Here is an 18,770-nt window from a genome sequence, read left to right as displayed (position 1 = left end):
GATGGCGTCACCGACGGGCCAGAACCGTCAGCTGCGCGTCGTGTGCGGGGCTCCAGGTGAACGGCAGCCCCGAGTGCAGCAGATACGCGCCGCTGTAGCGGGTTCCGGTGTCGGTGTCGGTGTACACGGCTTGGGGGGCGAGGCCCCGCAGGCGGAGCCGGGCGGGCCGTCCCGACAGCAGGGGCGTGCCGTCCAGCGGTCCGGTGTTCCAGGCCGTCACCACCACACGGTCACCGCCGCGTTCCTCGAACTGGACACCGCATGTCGGGCCGGCGGGGCCGGCCAGCAGATGGCATTCGCCGTGGTGGACGACGTCCCGGATCTCCTTGTAGCGGGCGATCCACCGCGCGGCCTCGGCACGCTGCTCCGGTGCCCAGTGGCGGATGTCGGCGCCGATCCCGAGGACGCCCGCGATGGAGGTGACGAAGCGGAAGGCGAGCGAGCGCGGCCGGGTGTCGAAGATGCCGGGGGCGTCGGTGACCCAGGAACTCATGGTGTGCGGGGCATGCGCGTGGAGGTACCCGTACTGGATGCGCAGTCGGTCCATGGGCGCGGTGTTGTCGCTCGGCCACACCACATCGGTGCGGGCGATGGTGGCGTGCTCGACGCGGGCGCCGCCGCCGGCGCAGCCCTCGACCGTGACGTGCGGATGGGCGGTGCGCAGATGGTCCAGGACGCGGAGGTAGCCGGCCACGTGCCAAGCGTCCAGGTCCGGCCGCTCCGGGTCGGGGCCCGCCGCGTGGCCCGGGCGTCCGCGTTCGGTGGGCGGCCGGTTCATGTCCCACTTGAGGTAGCCGATGGCGTGGGAGCCGAGCAGCCGGTCGAGTGTGGAGATGACGAAATCCTGGACGTCCTCACGGCCGAGGTCGAGCAGGAGCTGATTGCGTACGAGTGTGGCCGGGCGGCCGTCGATTCGGTACACCCACTCGGGATGTTCGGCATACAGCTTCGAGTGGGGGCTGATGCCCTCGGGTTCGACCCACAGGCCGAAGTCCATGCCGAGGGCCCGGACCTGCTCGACGAACCGGTCGAACCCATCGGGAAATGCGGCCGGGTCGGGGTCCCAGTCGCCGAGGCCGCCGGTGTCGTCGCGGCGCCCGGTGAACCAGCCGTCGTCGATGACGAAGAGTTCGGCGCCCAGCTCGGCGGCGGCCTCGGCGAGCTCCAACTGCCCCTCGGCGTCGACGTCGAAGCCGGTGGCCTCCCACGAGTTGTAGAGGACCTGGCGGGGCCGGTCCATGCGCTCGCCGGTCAGGTGCCGCTCGTAGCGGTGCCAGACGCGAGCCAGGCCGTCGAGACCGTCCGGGCTGAAGGCGCAGGCCAAGCGGGGTGTGACGAGGGTGGCGCCGGGCGTGAGACGCACGGCGCCCTCGTGCGGCACACGGCCGGCGCGGACACGCAGCGCGCCGCCGGGCTCGGCGTCGGCGGTGATGCGCCAGTTGCCGGACCACTCCAGGGCGATGCCGTAGGTGGGGGTGGTTCCCTCGGCGGGAGCGTCGGCGGACTGGACGGCGAGCCAGGGGTGGTAGGCGTGGCCCGCCGAACCCTGCGTGCTTTCCATCTCGAAGCGCCCGCGCTCCAGTGTCATCTCGTGGAGCTGGAACTCCTGCGACCACTGGCCGGCCAGGTAGGTCAGCCGCGCGCCACCCTGGACGGGCACGTTGACGGCGGCGGAGTCGAAGCGCTCCAACCGCACCTCGTCCTCACCGGTGCAGGTGAGCTCTGCCCAGCGCAGTACGACGTCGGTACCGGGCACCGTTTCGTAGCACAGCGTGGTGCGCAGTCCGAGGAGTTCGTCGGCGAACTCCAGGCGCAGTGCCCGGTCGCCGTCCTGGGTGGCACCGTCGAAGTGCCACCAGCTGCCCCGGTCGCCGCCGGGGCGGGAGGCGATCAGGTCCGCGCCGGTGAACGGCCGCAGCCCGTACGGAATGTACTCGGCCGGGGCGGCGTCGGCGGGGGTGATGAAGTGCGTGCGGCGCGAACCGTCCATGGGCGAGGGTCCGGCCTCGGCGCCGTGCGGTCCCCAAGAGGCGAGTTCGGCCCAGCGGCCGTCGCCGCCGAGGGTGACGGCGTAGGTGGTGGAATCGTTGCGCAGCAGCCACCGGTCGGGCGTGGTCACTTCACGGCTCCGAGGTTCAGTCCGGCCACGAAGTGGCGCTGGAAGCGGAGGAAGACGGCCACCGTCGGGGCGGCGGCGATCACGGAACCGGCCGCGATGACGTTCCACATGGACACGTACTGGCCCTGCAGCCCGATCAGCGAGGCGGTGATGGGCATCTGGCTGTCGGTGCGCAGCACCGTGATGGCCCACAGCAGGTCGTTGAAGATCCAGGTGAACGACAGGGCGGTCAACGCGGCCAGTGCCGGACGGGCAAGTGGCAGGATGATCCGCCAGTAGATCTGCCAGGGGCTCGCGCCGTCGATGACGGCGGCCTGCTGGATCTCACCGGGGATCGCCCGCATGAAGCCGTGCAGGACGAAGACGTAGAAGCCGACGCCGAAGCCGACCTGCACCCCGATCAGCGCGTACAACTGGTCGTAGATGCCGAGCACTTCGCTCAGCTTGGAGACCGGGATCAGCAGAATCTGCGGAGGCAGGAGGTTGCCGCCCAGCATCAGCAGCAGGAGGACGCGCCGGAACGGCAGGTCGTAACGGCTGAGCGCGAAGGCCGCCATGGAGGCCAGGCCGAGCGAGAGCAGCACGGTGGGAACCGAGACCACCATGCTGTTGATGAGGGCCTGTTGCTGGCCGCCGTCCACCCAGGCTTGGCGGAAGCCGTCCAGCGTGAAGGATCGCGGCCAACTGCCTACCCCGTGGGCGGCGATGTCGTCGAACGTGCGGGTGCTCGTGACCAGGACGAGGGCGATCGGCAGCAGCCACAGCGCGGACAGCAGACCCGCCGTGAGGTGGAAGCCGGTGGTGCGCAGACCGCGGCCGCGGGGGACGGACCGGTGGCGTGCCGGTCGCGGGAGCGCGGGCTTCGTGCCGGGGTCGTGGCCCGATTCCTTGCCGACGGGTGCTGAGGCATGGGTGGCGGTCATCAGTCGGCCTCCCGGAAGGCGCGCACGAGGTAGCTCGCGATGACACCGAAGGCGAGCACGAAGATGACGACGGCGAGCGCGGAGCCGTATCCCAGACGCAGGGACTGGAAAGCGGTGGAGTACATGTAGGTGCTCAGCAGTTCGGAGGAGTGGTACGGACCGCCGCGGGTGAGCGCCCAGACGACGTCGAACGAGCGCAGCGAGTCGATGACGATGACCGACAGGACGACCGCGTTGACGCTGCGCAGCTGCGGCAGGGTGATGTGACGGAACTGCCGCAGGCGGCTCGCGCCGTCGACCTTGGCCGCCTCGTACAGCACGGGATCGATGCCCTTGAGGCCGGCGAGATAGAGCACCATGACGTAGCCGACCTGGCGCCACAGGGCGGGCACGATCACCGCGTAGAAGGCGGTGTCCTGGTCGGCGAGCCAGGCGTGCCGCCACCCGCCGAGGCCGACGGCCGACAACACGTTGTTGATCAGGCCGTCCGGCTGGTACATGGCCTGCCACACGAGCGCGGTGGCGACCAGCGAGAAGACCACCGGCAGGAAGAGCGCCGCTCGGTAGAAGCCGATCCCGCGCCGCTCCTGCTGGAGCAACAGCGCGGCACCGAGGCCGAGGGCGGCCGAGAGGCCGCCGAAGAGCAGCAGCCACAGCACCGTATTGATCGCGGCGGTGCGGAAGACCGAGTCGTGCACCATCTCGCTGAAGTTGCCGAGGCCGACGAACGTGGGGGCCGCCAGGCCGTCCCACGTGGTCAACGACAGATAGAAACCCTGGAGGGCCGGCCAGAAGACCCAGAAGGCTTCGACGAGCAGCGGGAGGAGGACGAAGGCCAGGACCACCGGGGGCACCCGCGTAGCCCTGGACCGTCGTGTGGAGCCGAGCAGCGCCATGGTCACTGGCTCCAGATCTTCTGCGCGCCGCGCTGCCACGTGGTGAGGATGGAGCCGATCTGCTTGGGCTTGGCCAGGTAGTGCACGAGCGCGGTGTCCGCGGTCGGCTGGAGGGCGTCGCTGGAGTCCCGGTTGAAGAACTGGGTGAGATCGGCTGCGCCCTCGATGAGCTTCCGGCCCTTTTGCACCAGCGGGGTGCCCGAGTCCTTGGCGTCGGGGTGGGTGGGCAGAGTGGTCCCCGAGCCGCTCTTGAGGTAGAGCTCCTGCGACTCCGCGGTGGCCAGGTAGCGCAGCAGTTCCTTGACGCCGTCGACCCGCTTCGTGCGCGCGCTGGCGAAGAAGCCGTCGGTGGGCGCCTCTTCGGCGACCGGGATCTTCGCGTCGATGACGGGGAACCGGAAGAAGTCCAGGTCGTCGAGGGCGTTCTTCGGAGCCGCGTCGGCGAAGAAGGTGCCGATCAGCATCATGCCCGTACGGCCCTGGAGGAGGGCGGTCGTGGCGTCCTGGAAAGGGATCGCCGTGCCGTTCGGGTCGAAGAACGGGCGGGCCTCGTCCCAGCGGTCGAAGACCCTGCGGACCTCCGGGTCGTCGAAGCGGTGCTTCCCGGCGAGGAGTTCGCGGTGGTACGAAGCGCCGTTGACGCGGATGTTCAGGTAGTCGAACCAGGCGGAGGCGACCCACGGGGTGTCGCCGCCGGCGCCGAGGCCGATCGGGGCGACGCCCTTGCTCTTGAGCTTGTCGCACAGGTCGAGGAACTCATCCCAGGTCTTGGGCTCCTGCACGCCCCACTTGGCGAAGTTGGACTTCCGGTAGAACATGCCCCACCAGTAATAGCTGGTGGGCACGAAGACCTTCCTTCCGCTGGACGCGGAGGTGCACAGCTTCTTCTGCGCGTCGGAGTAGCCCGCGAGTTCGGGCTTCTCCCAGATGTCGGTGAGGTCGAGCAGCAGGTCCTTCTTCGCGTACGACTCGGCTACCGAACCGGGGTACCAGGTGTAGGCGTCCGGCGGGTTGGCCGAAGTGAGGTAGGTCGGCAGCTGGGTGCGGAAGGTCTCGGACGCGACGGTGTTGAGCTGCGCTCCGGTGCCCCCGCGCTTGTCGAAGGCGGCGACCGTCGCCTGTATCGCGCTCTTGGCCTGCGGGGAGGAGAGGTTGGACTGCAGGGTCACCGGGCCGCCGGACTTTCCTCCAGTGGCGGACGGGCTCTGGGTGACGCAGCTGCTGAGCAGCGCGCCGGCGCCGACTGCGCCTGTTCCTGCGAGGAACCTGCGGCGGGTGGCGTTGAAGGCGGTCATCTGTGACTCCCTTGGTGCCCACGGAACGGAACTTGAGGCCCCCTGACGGCCCGGCTCCGGGCGCGGCAGGCACAGCTTGGCGCAGGCTCGGAAGGACCGTCAAGATTAATTACTAATTAATTCTTCGAAGGCTGTGCCCCGGGCCGGAGAAGGGCCCCGGGGCACAGCTGTCACCGCACGGCGACACCCGACCGAGCAAGATGCGGCGATACGGATCGACGCAGGTGGAACCGCGTGATGCGGGTCGGCGCGGGGCTCAGAGCACGGTCTGGTGGACGCGCCCGTCCACCCCGCGGAAGGCGGCCAGTACGCCACCGTCCGGCCCGGCCACGGCACCGAGCGCACCGTCGAAGGCACCGCTCACGAAGTCGTGGTCCTTGCTCCAGCCCGCCCAGTTGCCGGACGCGGTCCAACTACGCGTCCAGAGCGTGTAGTCACCGGCACGGGCGTACAGGCGCACCGTGCCGGCGGAGGCCACCAACGTCGGGCTGCCGCTGAGCGTGCCGCCGAGGGCCGTCCAGTCCGACCAGGTGCCGGAGGCATCGCGGGTCCGCGTCCAGGCCGCGTCGTCAGGTGTGCGCACGGCCACGTGCAGCCTGCCCTCGTCATCCACGACGCCCGACGGGCGACCGTAGAACGCCTTGTCCTGCGGGGCGCCGTGCGCGGTCCAGCCGGAGGCCGGGCCGCGCGACCACAGCTGGCCGTCCGTGCCGCGGGCCAGGAGGGTCCAGTCGTCCGGACCCGCGAAGGCCACGGTAGGCGCGTCCGTCAACGTGCCGCCCAGGGACTGCCAGCGACCCCAATGCCCGTTCGCGTACACGCGTCGGTGGGCGGTGTCGTCGGTGCCCCGTACGAAGACATCGATCCGTCCGCCGGGGGAGGCGTACGCGGCGGGCTGGCCGAGGATACGCCCGTGCGTCGGGCCGCCCAGATCGGTGATCCGGGCCTTGGACCAGTCGCCGCCCTGGGAGGTCTGCGCGCGCAGGCTCCCGTCCGTGCCACGGGTGAAGGCCGTCAGGGTGTCACCGTCACGCGTCAGGGCCGGGCTCGCCGAGGAGCGGCCGGGCAACTGCGTGCCCGGGGCGTCGTCGGTGCCGGTCAGTTTGAGGAACGCGGTGCCGTGTGCGGGGACGCGCACGGTGTAAGAACCGGTGAAGCTGCCGCGCGAGGTGCGGGCACGCAGGTCGCGGACGGAGACCTTGCCCGTCAGCCCTGCGTCGGCGAAGGTCACGGTGCGATCCTGCGCCTGGCCGGAGCGGTTGAGCAGGACGACCGCCCGCTTGCCCGCGCCCTTGAGAACCTTGCTGTAGACGTCACCCACGGAGTCGGTGGCCACGCGCGCGCCCTGGATGCCCAGCGGGTCCTGGTTGACGGCGATGATCTCGGGATTGCGCAGCGTGTCGAGCATGGACCACGACAGGGTGCGCGGGTCGCTGCCCAGGACGAGAGGCGAGGCCATCTCGGCCCACATCACGAACTGCGTGGTGGATTCCTCCTGGTTGAGCTCGTAGCCGCCGTCGGCGAGTTTGCGCATCGGGATGAGGTAGTCCGGGTCGTTCCAGTGACCGGGGCCCTGGGCCTCCGGGTGCCAGGCGTTGGCATCCATGTTGCGCAGGATGTTCGGCCACTCGCCCGCCGTCGGGGTGCCCCAGGCGATGTCGGTACCGGTGCGCCAGGAGTCAGCGGTCGTCGGACCGTAGACGTAGGTGTTGTGCGCGTCCTGCTCGGGGGTGTGCGGCATGCCCCAGTCGTCGGTGAGCGGGTTGCACAGGTTGAGCAGCATCTTCCGGCCGGATGCGGCGACGGCGTCGCTGAACTCCTTGAAGGCCGGCCCCGGGTCGAGCCCGGCACCGATGCCGCAGAGGAAGTCCACCTTGATGGCGTCCACCTTCCACCCGGCGAATTGGCGGGCGTCCTGCGCGTAGTGGCCGCGGCTGCCGAGCCCGCACCACTTGCCGCCGTCGTACTCGCCCGCGTCGGTGTAGATACCGGCCTTGAGACCGCGTTGGTGAAGGTACGTCACCAGTGCGGGGATGCCGGAGGGGAAACGCGAGGGGTGGGCAACCAGCCGGCCCGTCTGCGGGTCGCGGGGCTGGTCGGCCTGCCAACCGCCGTCCAGCCAGACGATGTTGTAGCCGCTGTCGCGCAACCCGCTGCTGACGAGGTGGTCGGCGATCTTCCTGACCTCGCCCTCCGTCGGGGCGCCGAGCCCGTAGTAGGTGTTCCATCCCATGTACGGCGTGGGGGCGAGGCCGCTGTCGTAGTACTGCGGCGCACCCTGGTCGTCCGCGGCGTGTGCCGCCGGAACGGCCGATCCGACCAGTACCACGGCGCCGAGCGCCGCCACGGTCCGCCGCACGCGCGCCATCTCTGCACGATGCGAAGCCACTGAAGTCTCCCGGGAGTTGGGGGTATGGGGCACCCCGCTCGGGTCGTACCGAGGGCCGGTGCCAGGCGGAAACTGTGCCGAGGCCCCTGAAGCCTGTCAATATTAATTGCTAATTAACTTAAAAACGGGATGTCGGGGTGATGTGCCGCTCGTCGGCGGAGGGTTTCCGCGGTGTTCGGCGAAGCTCCGGCCGAGGGTCCCCGGGCACCGGAACGCAAGGTGTACCGGTGCCGGTGAGTGAGCGTCAGGGTCCGACGACGAGGGTGTCGAGCAGACCGCCGACGACGACGGACGCGACCGGTGCACGGGCCGCCGCCGGCCGTGCCCCACACCCGGCGGTCGCAGCGGCGCGGATGATCACGGCAATGGGCGCGGACGATCACGAAGGGATGAATGCGCGGCGAGGGCACGTCGCCGCCTGCGGACGCCGGGCACGCTGCGGATGTGCACGAAGAAGGAGACAGGGCTGTTCCCCGACAGCGGGCCGCACCGTCGCAACGTCACCGGCGACCCACCCCACGGCCCCCCGCCCACCGTCATCGGCCGGGCGACCGCACCGGCATCGTCGAGGCCCGCATCCGCTATTGGTTCGACACCACACTGGCCCGGGGCACCTCCGCACTCGTCGGGTGGCTCGCCCTTGTCTGCCTCGCGGTGGTGGTTCCCATCAGCGCACTCCTCGTCTGGACCGATCAGCGCGCACCGGTGGCGACGGGATCGAAGATCGCCGCGGTGTGGCGCAGCACCGGCCAGACCATGCGACTCGGCGGCGAAGTGGGGCCGCCGCTGCGGGTCGCCCTGTCGGTACTGCTGGCCCTGGTCGCCCTCTTCTACGTCTCTACCCTGGTCAGCGTCATCACCACGGGCATGACCGACCGGCTGATCGCCCTGCGTCGCGGCCACTCGACGGTCTTGGAGAGCGGCCACACCGTGGTCCTCGGCTGGTCCGAGCAGATCCAGACGGTCGTCTCCGAACTGGTCGCCGCGAACGCCGGACGGCGCTCAGGCGTCGTCGCGGTTCTCGCCGACCGCGACCCCGCCGAGATGGAGGCCATCCTCCGGGCCGACATCCGCGACACGGGCCGTACCCGGCTGGTGATCCGCAGTGGCCGTCCCACCGACCCCGCCGCCCTGGGCCGGATCAGTCCCGCGACCGCAGACGCCGTGTTGGTCCTCCCGCGCGACGACCCCGCCGAGGACGCCGAGATCGTCAAGACCCTTCTGTCGCTGCGCGCCGTCGTCGGCGAGGAGCGCGACCTGCCGGTCGTCGCGGCCGTGCGCGACGACCGTTACCTTGCCGCGGCCCGCCTCGCCGGCGGTCCCGGAGCCACCGTGCTGGAGATCGACGACGTTTCCGCACGTCTGCTCGTGCAGTGCGTACGCCGCCCCGGCCTCTCCCTCGTGCACCAGGAACTCCTGGATTACGCGGGCGACGAGTTCCACACCGTGCGGAGCCCGGCGCTGACCGGCCGGACGTTCAGGGAGGCGGCCGCGGCCTGCCCCGTGTCGAGCGCCGTCGGCGTCGCCCACGCGGATGGCGGCCTCACCCTCGACCCACCCGCCGCACATCCACTGGCCGACGGCGACGGACTCGTCGTCATCGCCCGCGACAGGGAATCCACGCACCTGACGCCGCTCACCGCTCCGTACGATCCGACGGTCCTCGCCGACGAACCCCCGCCGCGAGTACAGGCGCCCGAGCGCCTTCTGCTGCTCGGCTGGAACCGCAGGGCCCCCCGGATCGTCGACCAGCTCGCCCGGTCCGCGCCGCCGGGATCGTCCCTCGAAGTCGTGGCCGAGCGCAGGGCCGCCACGGTCACGGCGCTGCGCGCCGTCGGCCGCGCGGCGGGGGACACCCTCACCATCGTCCACCGGCCGAGCGACCCCACCCGGCGAGAGACCGTTGAAGAACTCGACCTGGCCGCCTACCACGGCGTGATCGTCCTTGGACCCGACCGCCGCTCCGGGCAGGACGACCCGGACGACCGCACCCTCGTCACCCTGCTCCATCTGCGGGCCCGCGAGCGCGACACCGGCGTGCGGGTGCCCGTCGTCACGGAGTTGACCGACGACCGCAACCGGCTCATCGCCCCGGTCGCTCCGGGCGCCGACTTCGTCGTCAGCGGCAAGCTGATCGGCCTGCTCATGACGCAGATCTCGCAGAACCCGCGACTGGCGTCCGTGTTCGAGGAGTTGTTCGCACCGGTCGGCAACACGATCCACCTCCTTCCCGCCGCCGACTTCGTCCGGCCGGGTCACCGGGCCTCGTTCGCAACCGTGGCGGAGGCGGCTTCCCGACGGGGCGCGTGCGCGATCGGGTACCGCTCGGCCGTACGCGCCTCAGAGCCCCCGCATCACGGGGTGCGGATCAACCCCCCGAAGGCGTACGCGAGAACGTGGACCGACGCAGACGAGGTGATCGTCGTGGCTTCCGCCGGCGCCGCCCTGCGGGCTGCAGCCGCCGAGGTGGCTGCAGTGCAACGGGACACCGAGCGAGAGGGGCCGCCCTGACCCCTGCTGTCGGCCGTGGTCCCGGCCCGGAACGCGGAGGCTGGGTGCGGCCGGAGTGCGGCATTGACAGGGCACTGGGAGGAGAGGAGGGTGAAATATGCCCTATCGTCCGATAAGCGAGAAATAGTCGGAGGTGTATGAGGGTGCGCCGTAAGATCATTGCCGCAGTCTCCGCAGGAGTCGCAGGCCTCGCGCTCGCAGTCATACCCGCAACCGGTGCGTTCGCTTCGAGCAACGCAAGTGGCGGTGGCGGCGGCTACGGATGCTCCGACGGGAGGGGCTGGGACGACCGCCGGAACAACTGCGACTTCTATGACAACCGGTACGACAGGAACTTCGACAACTCGGTGATCTTCATCGTGCTGTGAGTTTCTCGATCAAGGTCCCTACAGTTCAGAACCCCTGATTCGTCGGTCGGCGAAGGTGGGCGGACGCGAGCGCTTGACGTCTCTGAATGGATGCGTCGCGTCCAGGGTGAAGGAAGCTTGTCAGCCCCCTTGCGCGTGTGCCCATCCGCGCGCGTCACCTGTTGGGCTTGCGACTCGATGCCTTTGCGGGGCGAGATGGTGCCGGATGCCTTGAGAAGCCGGCCATCGCCGCAGGTGGCGTGAGTCGTAGCGCTTGTCTGCGTGCAGGTTGGCGGGCCGTCGGCATCGCGGGCCGCGACGGGAGCGGATGGGCTCGATGCCACGGACCAACGGGACGAGAGCCTGGCTCTCGTGGAGGTTGGCAGCCGAGATGCCGATCGACAGGGGGCAGGCCTTGGCGGTCGACGATGAGGTGGTTTTTCGATCCCTTCTCGCCGCGGTCGGTCGGATTCGGTCCTGTCGGCTGCCCCCTTCGGGGCCCGGACGCTGCCAGAGTCGGTCGCGCACCGCGACCAATCCACTCACCCCCGGAGCCGAGTTCGTCCAGGACCAGGCGGTGGAGCTTGGCCCACACTCTGGCCTCGGTCCTCTCGGTGAACCGGCGGAAGGCCGTCACGCCCGATATCCCGAAGCCCGCTGGTAGTTGATTCCAAGTGCAGCCATAGGTGGCCACGAAGATGGTTGCGGCCAGCACCTCGCGGTCCCCTCGCCGCCGGTGTCCTCCGCCCTGCGGGCGCTGCGGCACCACCCGGTGGAACAACGTCCACGGGTCTTCCGGCGCCATCCGCTCGCCAAGCGCAGCAGTCATCACCCGCGAGACCCCGAGTGCCGCAAGATCACGCCATGAAATGACGTCTGAGCGGATCTGCCGCACATGGCGTTGAACGCCGGTCGACTGTGGCGCAGAACTGCGCTCAGGACAGGGATGGGGCCTCGCGCCCACGCATGAGCTGGTTAGTGACAACGATTGTCATTATGTTACGGTCTACCGCTTGACCTCCCTTTTACCTCCTTGCCAGGAAGGGCCCACCCAAGTGCGCCTGCCAGCCCCTCCTGCCCGCCGTCGCCCTCGTCCCCACGGCCGCGCTGCTCACCGGATGCTTCGCCGCTTCCGGATCCGGCCAGTCGTCGGCGGACGACGAGGGCAACGGCAAGCGGATACGCATCCCGATGATGCAACCGCCGCGCTCCGGCCTGTCCCCGCTCTCCGACGACGCGTTCAAGCTGTCCCGGTGGTCCACCGCTGAGACGCTGGTCAAGCTCGACGAGGGAGGCGACGCCGAGCCCATGCTCGCCACCGAGTGGAAGCAGAGCGGCAGGACCTGGACGTTCACGATCCGCGACGGCGTCACCTTCCACGACGGTACGAAGCTCACCGCGCAGTCCGTCGTGCGGTCGCTGACCGAGGCCGCCACCGCGTCGCCCAAGCCGCGCATCCTCGACGGCGTCCAGCTCACCGTGAAGGCTGAGGGAGACACCGTCGTCGTCACGACCGCCACAGAGGACCCGCTCGTACCTCAGCGGCTGAGCTCCCCTCAGCTGTCGATCCTGTCGGCGAAGGCGTACAAGGGGAAGACCGTCGACCCGGTCGGCACCGGTACCGGGGCCTTCGAGCTCACGGACGTCGAGGGCACCACGTCGGCGAGCCTCGACCGGTACGACGGCTACTGGGGCGGGAAGGCCAAGGCCCCCGGGATCGACGCGTCGTTCGTCCCGGACGGCACCGCGCGGGCCGCCGCCCTGCGCAGCGGCGAGGCCGACGTGGTCGAGGCGGTCCCGGTCTCGCAGGCCGCGCTGCTCGACCAGGATCTGATCACCGAGGTGCCGATGCCGCGCACCAACACCCTCTACCTCAACGCGGAGAAGGGCGTCTTCAAGAACGCGGCTCTCCGGGCGGCCGCGCGCGAGGCGATCGACGCGAAGACGATCGTCCAGGGCGTGTACGAGGGGCGGGCGGATGTAGCCGGGGGACTGCTCGGACCGGCGCTGCCCTGGGCGGCCGACCTGCGCGACGGGAAGGCGCGGCGGGCGAAAGCGGGGGACCCGGACGGAGCCACGATCACCATCGGCACCTTTACCGACCGCGCCGAGCTGCCCGAGGTCGCCCAGACCCTGCAACAGCAGCTCCAGAAGGCGGGGTTCAAGGTGAAGCTGGACGTGCGCGAGTACGCGAACATCGAATCCGGCGCGCTGGCCGGCGAGTTCGACGCTTTCATCCTGTCGCGGGCGACGGTGCTCGACTCGGGTGACCCGGCCGCGTATCTCCACAGCGACTTCGCCTCGGACGGTTCCTTCAACATCGCGCAGCTCGCCGATGAGAACGTCGACCGGGCGGTGCGGAAGGCCTCCGCGACGGAGACGGGCGACGCACGCCGCCGGGCGGTCATCGAGGCCGAGGCCGCGGTGCTTGCCACGGACGCCGCCGTGCCGATGCTGCACGAGCGCGTGATCCAGGGCGACGCGGCGGGTGTCGTGGACGTCGCGCACGACCCGCGTGAGCGCGAGCTGATCAACGTCGACACCTATGTCAAGCGATGAACCCACCGAACGCAGGTGATCTGAAGGGCTCAGCGCAAGGCTCCGGCTCGGCGCGGGTGCGGGGCCCAGGGTGAGGGCCGGGCTCACGCGCATCGTCTGCCTCGCTCTCGTGCTGGCCACGGTAGGCCTGCTGCCCTGGCTGTCCGGCAAGGATCCGGCGCTCACGGTGCTGCGGGCCCGGTCCGCCGAGCAGGAGGCCACGGCGGAGGCGCTGAACGCGATCCGCGCGGACCTCGGACTCGACGTGGGTCCCCTTCGTCTGCTGGGCGGTTGGGTGGCCGGACTGCTGCGGGGCGACCTCGGCACCTCATGGGTGTCCGGTACCGACGTGCTGCCCTCCGTGGCCGCCGGTCTCCAGGTGTCGCTCGGCCTGATGGGCGCCTCGTTCGCGGTGGCGCTGCTGGTGGGGACGGTGCTGGTGGCGCCGGTCCTGGTCCGCGGCAGGGGCACGGCGGGCGCGTTCGCCGCGATACTCGCCGCGATACCCGAATTCCTGCTGGCGACCGTGGCGTTGGTCGCGTGCGGGGTGTGGCTCGGCTGGCTGCCGACGTCCGGCTGGCAGGGGCCCGCGCACACGGTTCTGCCCGCTGTCGCACTCGGCGTACCGGCCGGCGGGCTGCTCGGGCGGCTGGTCGCGGATGCAATGCCGGCCGTACTCGAGGAGCGCTGGGCGGAGCTCTGGCGCGGCTCCGGCGTGAACCGCGCCCGGATCGCGGCGGCGGCGCTGCGGCGTGTACTGCCGCCGCTGGTCCCGCAGTTCGGGATGGTCGCCGTCGGCCTGACCGGTGGCGCGGTCGCGGTCGAGACCGTGTTCGCGGTGCCCGGCATCGGCCGTACGGCGCTCGGTGCGGCCAAGTCGCAGGACCTGCCGTTGCTTCAGGGCGCAGTGCTGGCGCTGCTCGCGCTGGGGCTCGCGGCGGGGGCGGCGGCCGCGTTGCTGCGGCGCCGGCTGCTCGGGCCCGCACTGCGCGACGCGGGGCTCACGCTGCCGGCGGCCCGGCCGGTGCGCGTGCACCCGGTGGTGCCGGTCGTCCTCGCGGCGATCCTCGTGACCGCCGTCGGCTGGGGGCTGCTGCGCGATCCCTACACGGTGGACGCGGCGGCCCGGCTGGCCGCACCGTCCTGGGCGCATCCGCTCGGCACGGACGGCCTCGGGCGCGACGTGCTGGCGCGGCTCGGGCACGGTGCCGCGTCGACGGTCGGCACGGCGGCCGCTGTCTGCCTGGTCAGTTCTCTGGTGGCGGTGTGCCTCGGTTTTCTGCCGGTGTTCACTGCAGGAGCGTCGGACATCGCCAACGCCCTGCCGCCCGTGATCGTCGGCATCCTGGTTGCCGCAGTCGCAGGCCCCGGCACGGGCGGCGCCTCGCTCGCCGTCGCCCTCATCTCCTGGCCTCCGCTGGCCGCGCACGCCGCGGCGCTGGTCCAGGAGGTACGCGCCTCGGCATTCCTCACCGCCCAGAAGGCGATCGGCGCGAGCCCGATGTGGATCCGCACCCGGCACGTCCTGCCTTCGATGGCCGCCCCGGTGGCCCGCCACGCGGTCCTCCGCCTGCCGGGCATCGCCCTGGCCCTGGCGTCCCTCGGCTTCCTCGGCCTCGGCGCGCAGCCGCCCGCCCCGGAGTGGGGCCTGCTGCTGGACGAGTCCCGCGCCTACGTCGAGCGCGCGCCGTGGGCGGCGCTGGCCCCTGCGGTCGCGCTGGCGATGCTCGCAGGCCTCGCCGTGTCGCTGTCCGCGTACGGGAGTGGCCGCCCGGACGGTCCCACGTCGGCTTCTCCCACCGGGCGGTGCCCGGCACCGGGGCGCGCCGTGTTCTGACCGTGCTGTCCCGCGCCCGAAAGGAAACCACCCTTGTCCCCCGTTGATCCTCTGCTGTCGGTCCGCGGCCTGCGTATCGCCTTCGGACCGGTCGAGGCGGTACGCGGCCTCTCCTTCGACGTACGGGACGGTGAAGTCCTTGCGATCGTCGGGGAGTCGGGCGCCGGGAAATCCCTGACCGCGCGCGCCGTGCTGGGCATGCTGCCGCGCGGGGCGACGGCGGCGGGAAGTGTGCGGCTGCGCGGCGAGGCGGAGCTCTTCCCCGCGCGCCGCTCGGTGTACGCGGGGCTGTGGGGGCGCCGGATCGCTCTCGTCCCGCAGGACGCCCTGGCCGCACTGTCGCCCGTCCACCCGGTGGGCGACCAACTCGCTGCCGCCGTACGATCGGTGCGGGGCGTATCCCGCAGGCAGGCGCGGGTCGAGGCCGTCGCCGCGCTGGAACGGGTCGGGCTCCCCGACGCGGCGCGCAGGGCCCGCGCTCATCCGCACGAGTTCTCCGGGGGAATGCGGCAGCGCGCCGTCATCGCCATGGCCCTGATCAACGAGCCGGAACTCGTGGTGGCCGACGAGCCGACCACCGCACTCGATCCCGGCACCCAGCGGCACGTCCTCGAGCTGCTGACCCGGCGGTGCGAGGAGACGGGCGCCTCGCTCGTCCTGGTCACCCACGACCTCGCGGCCGTCAAGGAGTACGCCCGCCGGATGCTGGTGATGTACGCCGGCCGGGCCGTCGAGTCGGGCCCCGTGGACGAAGTGCTCGCGCGGCCCCACTCCCCGTACACAGCCGGACTGCTGGCCTCCCTTCCCCCGGCGGCGCCGCAGCCGGGTTCTGTCCGAAGCGGTCGAACCAGCCGAAGCGGCCGCCGCGCCGGCCGCCGTCTCCCGTCGATCGCCGGTACCCCGCCCATGCTTGCCGAGCTGCCGCCCGGCTGCGCCTTCGCGCCGCGCTGCCCCCTCGCCGATGACGACGACTGCCGCACGCAACTGCCGGAGCCGCGGCGTCTCGGCGACGCGCGGGAGGTGGCCTGCCACCACGGGGGCGACCTGCCGGACCGCCCCGCCGAGTTGTTCCTGGAGCGATCGTGAGCCCCGAAAGCGCCCTGCTGGACGTGCGCGAGCTGGTCGTCCGCTACGGCTCGTTCGTCGCCGTCGACCATGTGTCGTTCGACCTCGCCGCCGGGGAGACCCTCGCCCTGATCGGGCCTTCGGGCTGTGGCAAGTCGTCGACGGCCGCCGGCGTTCTGCAACTGCGCCGCCCCGCCGGCGGGGAGGTGTGGTTCGACGGCCGTGAGCTCACAGCCCTGGCCGAGCGCGCCCTGCGTCCCCTGCGTCCGGCGATGCAACCGGTCTTCCAGGACCCCTACGGATCCCTCAGCCCCCGCTGCCGTATCCGGGACGCCGTGGCCGAACCCCTGCGGGTCCAGGGCCGGTGGGATCGCACTTCCGGTCCCGCCCGGGTGGCCGAGCTGCTCGACCTGGTCGGGCTCGACCCGGCGTACGGCGACCGGCGGCCGCACGAGTTGTCCGGCGGTCAGTGCCAGCGCGTGGGCATCGCACGCGCGCTCGCGGGCGAACCCCGGCTGCTCGTCCTCGACGAACCGGTGTCGGCACTCGACCCGTCAGTCCGTGCGGGCGTCCTCAACCTCCTCGCGGACCTTCAGGACCGCCTCGGCCTCGGCTACCTCTTCATCTGTCATGACATGTCCGTCGTACGGCACTTCTCCGACCGGGTCGTGGAGATGCGGGACGGAAAGATGGTGGGGTGAGGATGTTGGTGCAGCAGGTCCACCGCAGACATCCACCGCGCCCGAACTCGGCCCGCTGCCGCTGGTGTTGGGCTACGCGTCGTAGGTGATGGTGGTCATCATCCCGGACTCCGAGTGGTAGATGTTGTGGCAGTGGAGCATCCAGTCGCCGGGGTTGTCGGCGTCGAAGTCGAGGACGAGTTTGTTGTGCGGCAGGACGGTGGCCGTGTCCTTGCGGGCGCCGTGTGAGTCGATGCCGGCGAGCGCATAGGTGTGGCCGTGCAGATGGACGGGGTGCCACATGTCCGTGGCGTTGACGACCACCAGTCGGACACGTTCGCCGCGTTCGACGCGGTGGACGCGGTCGGGCGAGTAGGGGCGGTGGTCGATGCCCCAGTCGTAGTTCTCCATACCGCCGGTGAGGGTGACTTTGACGATCCGGTCCGGTCGGCGCCGGTCGAGTTCGACGGATTCGTGCGGCCTGAGCTCGCGTGCCGACGGCAGGACGGTGCGCCGTAGTTCGGCAGGCCGGGTGGCCGGCCCGGGTAGTGCGCCACTCGCTGTGCGCAGGACGGCCATGGCTGCGCCGTTCTTGCCTTCGGCGAGTGCGGTGAGGGGGAAGACGCCGTCCTTGGCGGTGATGAGCACGTCGTAGCGTTCGCCCATGCCGAGGAGCAGGGAATCGGTCCGGTGGTGGCGTACGGGGAAGCCGTCGCTGTGGGTGACTGTCATCCGGTGTCCGCCGAGGGCCACGCGGAACGGGGTCTCCGCGCCGGCATTGATGATGCGCAGCCGGATCCGGTCGCCGGGTTTGGCCCGGAACTGGGTCGGGTCGTCGGGTGTACGTCCGTTGATCAGGTAGTGCGGGTAGGCGACGTCGCCGGCGTGGCCGCCGAGCAGCGGGCTACTGGCACCGGTCATCAGTCTGCCGGGGCCTCGGCTCGGCTTCGGTGAGGGCGAGGCGTCGTCGCGCGTCGGCGTGCGGTGGGGCTGCGGCGCGTGGGCGCGCGGTGGGCCGTATCCCGCCGCGACTCCTCCGGAGGGCTTGCCGTGCTCGCCCTGCCCGTGGCCCATCGCGGGTTTGCCCTTACGGAGCTGGTCGAAAATGTCCTCGGGGCTGGAGCCGCCGACCCCGTCGATCCAGTCGTCGAGCAGGACGATCCATTCCGCGTCGTAGGAGAGAGGCTCGTTGGGGTCGTCGACGATCAGCGGCGAATACATGCCGCGGTCGACCTGCAGGCCCAGGTGGGGGTGGAACCAGTAGGTGCCGGGGTGCGGCACCCGGAAGCGGTAGGTGAACGTCGCGCCGGGCTTGATGGGTGGCTGCGTCACGTCGGGCACGCCGTCCATCTCGTTGCGCAGGGCGACGCCGTGCCAGTGGACCGTGGTGGGGTCGGGCAAGTGGTTGGCGAGCGTCATTTGAAGGGTGTCGCCGGCGGTGATCCGTACCTCTTTGCCGGGCAGGTCGCCGTTGTACGTCGAGGTTCTGACGGTGCGCCCGTTGCCGATCTCGACCGTGGTAGGTGTGGCGGTGAAGGTGAGTCCGCGGAGCTTTCCTTCGGGACTGGGCGTCCATGTGGGCCGGACCTTCTTGCCGTCCGAGGCGAGGGAGCCTGGACCGGCGGCCCCCTTTCCGGCGCTGGCTGTGGAGTCCGCGCCGCCGCCTGAACAGGCGGTGAGCAGCGCGGATCCTGCTGCGGCGATGCCGGCGCCGAGTACGGCACGCCGGGTGGCAGAGTTCGGAAGGGGGTGATCCTGCCTGTACATGGTCCTCCGGTCGTCGTACATGCACACATCCCGCACCGGGCAAGGGGCGGCGCCCCGGGTGGGGCCTGACGCGGCAGGACCAGCATGGAGCACAATGCCCGAAACATGCGGTAAGTCCTATCTGCCTGTCGTATCTGTCGTGCCGGTGAGCACGCCGGCCGACGGGTACGGGCGCAGCTGGCATGGTGCACGGGGCCGGTGGCGCAAGGGGCCATGTCGCGGGTCGTGCGTCGCTCCCCACCGGGTGGGGCGGCACACTTTCACGTAGGCCCAAGGAGACATCCTGTGCACCGGGAGATCGCATCACCGGCGGCGCGCGTGTAGGTCACGGAGGCGATCGACGGCCGGACTCCGTACCCCGCGACGTGGCGGGACACGCCGGAGTGCTCGTCGATACCCTCAT

Annotated in this window: 12 protein-coding genes and 1 pseudogene; 6 read left to right on the top strand and 7 right to left on the bottom strand. The window is 70.9% G+C overall.

The genetic code is table 11. The features are described from left to right. Positions 1-7: 7 nt before the first annotated feature. From ABTX78_RS30485 to ABTX78_RS30465, 5 genes are all read right to left on the bottom strand, one after another. The gene (locus ABTX78_RS30485) at positions 8-2,119 is read right to left on the bottom strand and encodes an alpha-galactosidase (protein WP_352210002.1); all 2,112 of its coding nucleotides are present in this window, start codon (positions 2,117-2,119) and stop codon (positions 8-10) included. Continuing rightward, on the bottom strand, positions 2,116-3,042 hold the full coding sequence (locus tag ABTX78_RS30480) for a carbohydrate ABC transporter permease (protein ID WP_352210001.1): 927 nt from the start codon (positions 3,040-3,042) through the stop codon (positions 2,116-2,118). Before ABTX78_RS30480 ends, ABTX78_RS30485 begins: the two co-directional genes overlap by 4 nt. Continuing rightward, positions 3,042-3,938, bottom strand: a complete 897-nt coding sequence (locus ABTX78_RS30475) for a carbohydrate ABC transporter permease (protein ID WP_352210053.1) — start codon at positions 3,936-3,938, stop codon at positions 3,042-3,044. The genes ABTX78_RS30480 and ABTX78_RS30475 overlap by 1 nt, the downstream gene beginning before the upstream one ends. Before the next feature lie 2 nt (positions 3,939-3,940). Then, complete coding sequence (locus ABTX78_RS30470) at positions 3,941-5,233, bottom strand: ABC transporter substrate-binding protein (protein ID WP_352210000.1); 1,293 nt, start codon at positions 5,231-5,233, stop codon at positions 3,941-3,943. Between the two features lie 256 nt (positions 5,234-5,489). Continuing rightward, entirely contained in the window at positions 5,490-7,601 is a 2,112-nt protein-coding gene (locus ABTX78_RS30465) for a DUF8189 domain-containing protein (RefSeq protein WP_352209999.1), read from the bottom strand. A 465-nt stretch (positions 7,602-8,066) separates the two neighbouring features. Between ABTX78_RS30465 and ABTX78_RS30460 the strand changes: the two genes are divergently transcribed. Further along, positions 8,067-10,133 (top strand): CASTOR/POLLUX-related putative ion channel, encoded by a 2,067-nt coding sequence (locus ABTX78_RS30460; RefSeq protein ID WP_352209998.1) that lies wholly within the window; start codon positions 8,067-8,069, stop codon positions 10,131-10,133. 143 nt (positions 10,134-10,276) lie between these two features. Then, complete coding sequence (locus ABTX78_RS30455; RefSeq protein ID WP_352210055.1) at positions 10,277-10,501, top strand: hypothetical protein; 225 nt, start codon at positions 10,277-10,279, stop codon at positions 10,499-10,501. A 170-nt stretch (positions 10,502-10,671) separates the two neighbouring features. On the opposite strand, the pseudogene ABTX78_RS30450 reads toward ABTX78_RS30455, so the two are convergent. After that, positions 10,672-11,309: pseudogene (locus ABTX78_RS30450) on the bottom strand (IS5 family transposase); the annotation flags it as partial. Positions 11,310-11,671: 362 nt separating this feature from the next. Here ABTX78_RS30450 and ABTX78_RS30445 point away from each other — a divergent pair. The 4 genes from ABTX78_RS30445 to ABTX78_RS30430 all read left to right on the top strand — a co-directional run bounded on the left by ABTX78_RS30445 (position 11,672) and on the right by ABTX78_RS30430 (position 16,621). After that, positions 11,672-13,039 (top strand): ABC transporter substrate-binding protein, encoded by a 1,368-nt coding sequence (locus ABTX78_RS30445; RefSeq protein ID WP_352209997.1) that lies wholly within the window; start codon positions 11,672-11,674, stop codon positions 13,037-13,039. Positions 13,040-13,148: 109 nt separating this feature from the next. Continuing rightward, entirely contained in the window at positions 13,149-14,855 is a 1,707-nt protein-coding gene (locus ABTX78_RS30440) for an ABC transporter permease subunit (protein WP_352209995.1), read from the top strand. A gap of 33 nt (positions 14,856-14,888) precedes the next feature. After that, positions 14,889-15,941 (top strand): ABC transporter ATP-binding protein, encoded by a 1,053-nt coding sequence (locus ABTX78_RS30435; RefSeq protein ID WP_352209994.1) that lies wholly within the window; start codon positions 14,889-14,891, stop codon positions 15,939-15,941. Beyond that, on the top strand, positions 15,938-16,621 hold the full coding sequence (locus tag ABTX78_RS30430) for an ATP-binding cassette domain-containing protein (protein WP_352209993.1): 684 nt from the start codon (positions 15,938-15,940) through the stop codon (positions 16,619-16,621). Before ABTX78_RS30435 ends, ABTX78_RS30430 begins: the two co-directional genes overlap by 4 nt. Before the next feature lie 72 nt (positions 16,622-16,693). Here the strand turns inward: ABTX78_RS30430 and ABTX78_RS30425 are convergent, their stop codons facing one another. Continuing rightward, positions 16,694-18,367 carry a multicopper oxidase family protein gene (locus ABTX78_RS30425; protein ID WP_352209992.1) on the bottom strand — a complete coding sequence of 558 codons (1,674 nt, stop codon included), beginning with the start codon at positions 18,365-18,367 and terminating at the stop codon, positions 16,694-16,696. Positions 18,368-18,770: the final 403 nt, after the last annotated feature.

Source organism: Streptomyces sp. NPDC096193, assembly GCF_040302905.1.
GTDB lineage: Bacteria > Actinomycetota > Actinomycetes > Streptomycetales > Streptomycetaceae > Streptomyces.
The sequence above is the reverse complement of the archived record's forward strand: the minus strand, read 5'-3'. Positions and strand labels throughout refer to the sequence as shown.

Bases quoted from the DNA above. Each gene is read 5' to 3' on its own strand.
- ABTX78_RS30445 (WP_352209997.1), top strand. From the start codon at position 11,672: ATGATGCAACCGCCGCGCTCCGGCCTGTCCCCGCTCTCCGACGACGCG.
- ABTX78_RS30470 (WP_352210000.1), bottom strand. From the start codon at position 5,233: ATGACCGCCTTCAACGCCACCCGCCGCAGGTTCCTCGCAGGAACAGGC.
- ABTX78_RS30475 (WP_352210053.1), bottom strand. From the start codon at position 3,938: ATGGCGCTGCTCGGCTCCACACGACGGTCCAGGGCTACGCGGGTGCCC.
- ABTX78_RS30465 (WP_352209999.1), bottom strand. From the start codon at position 7,601: ATGGCGCGCGTGCGGCGGACCGTGGCGGCGCTCGGCGCCGTGGTACTG.
- ABTX78_RS30480 (WP_352210001.1), bottom strand. From the start codon at position 3,042: ATGACCGCCACCCATGCCTCAGCACCCGTCGGCAAGGAATCGGGCCAC.
- ABTX78_RS30425 (WP_352209992.1), bottom strand. From the start codon at position 18,367: ATGTACAGGCAGGATCACCCCCTTCCGAACTCTGCCACCCGGCGTGCC.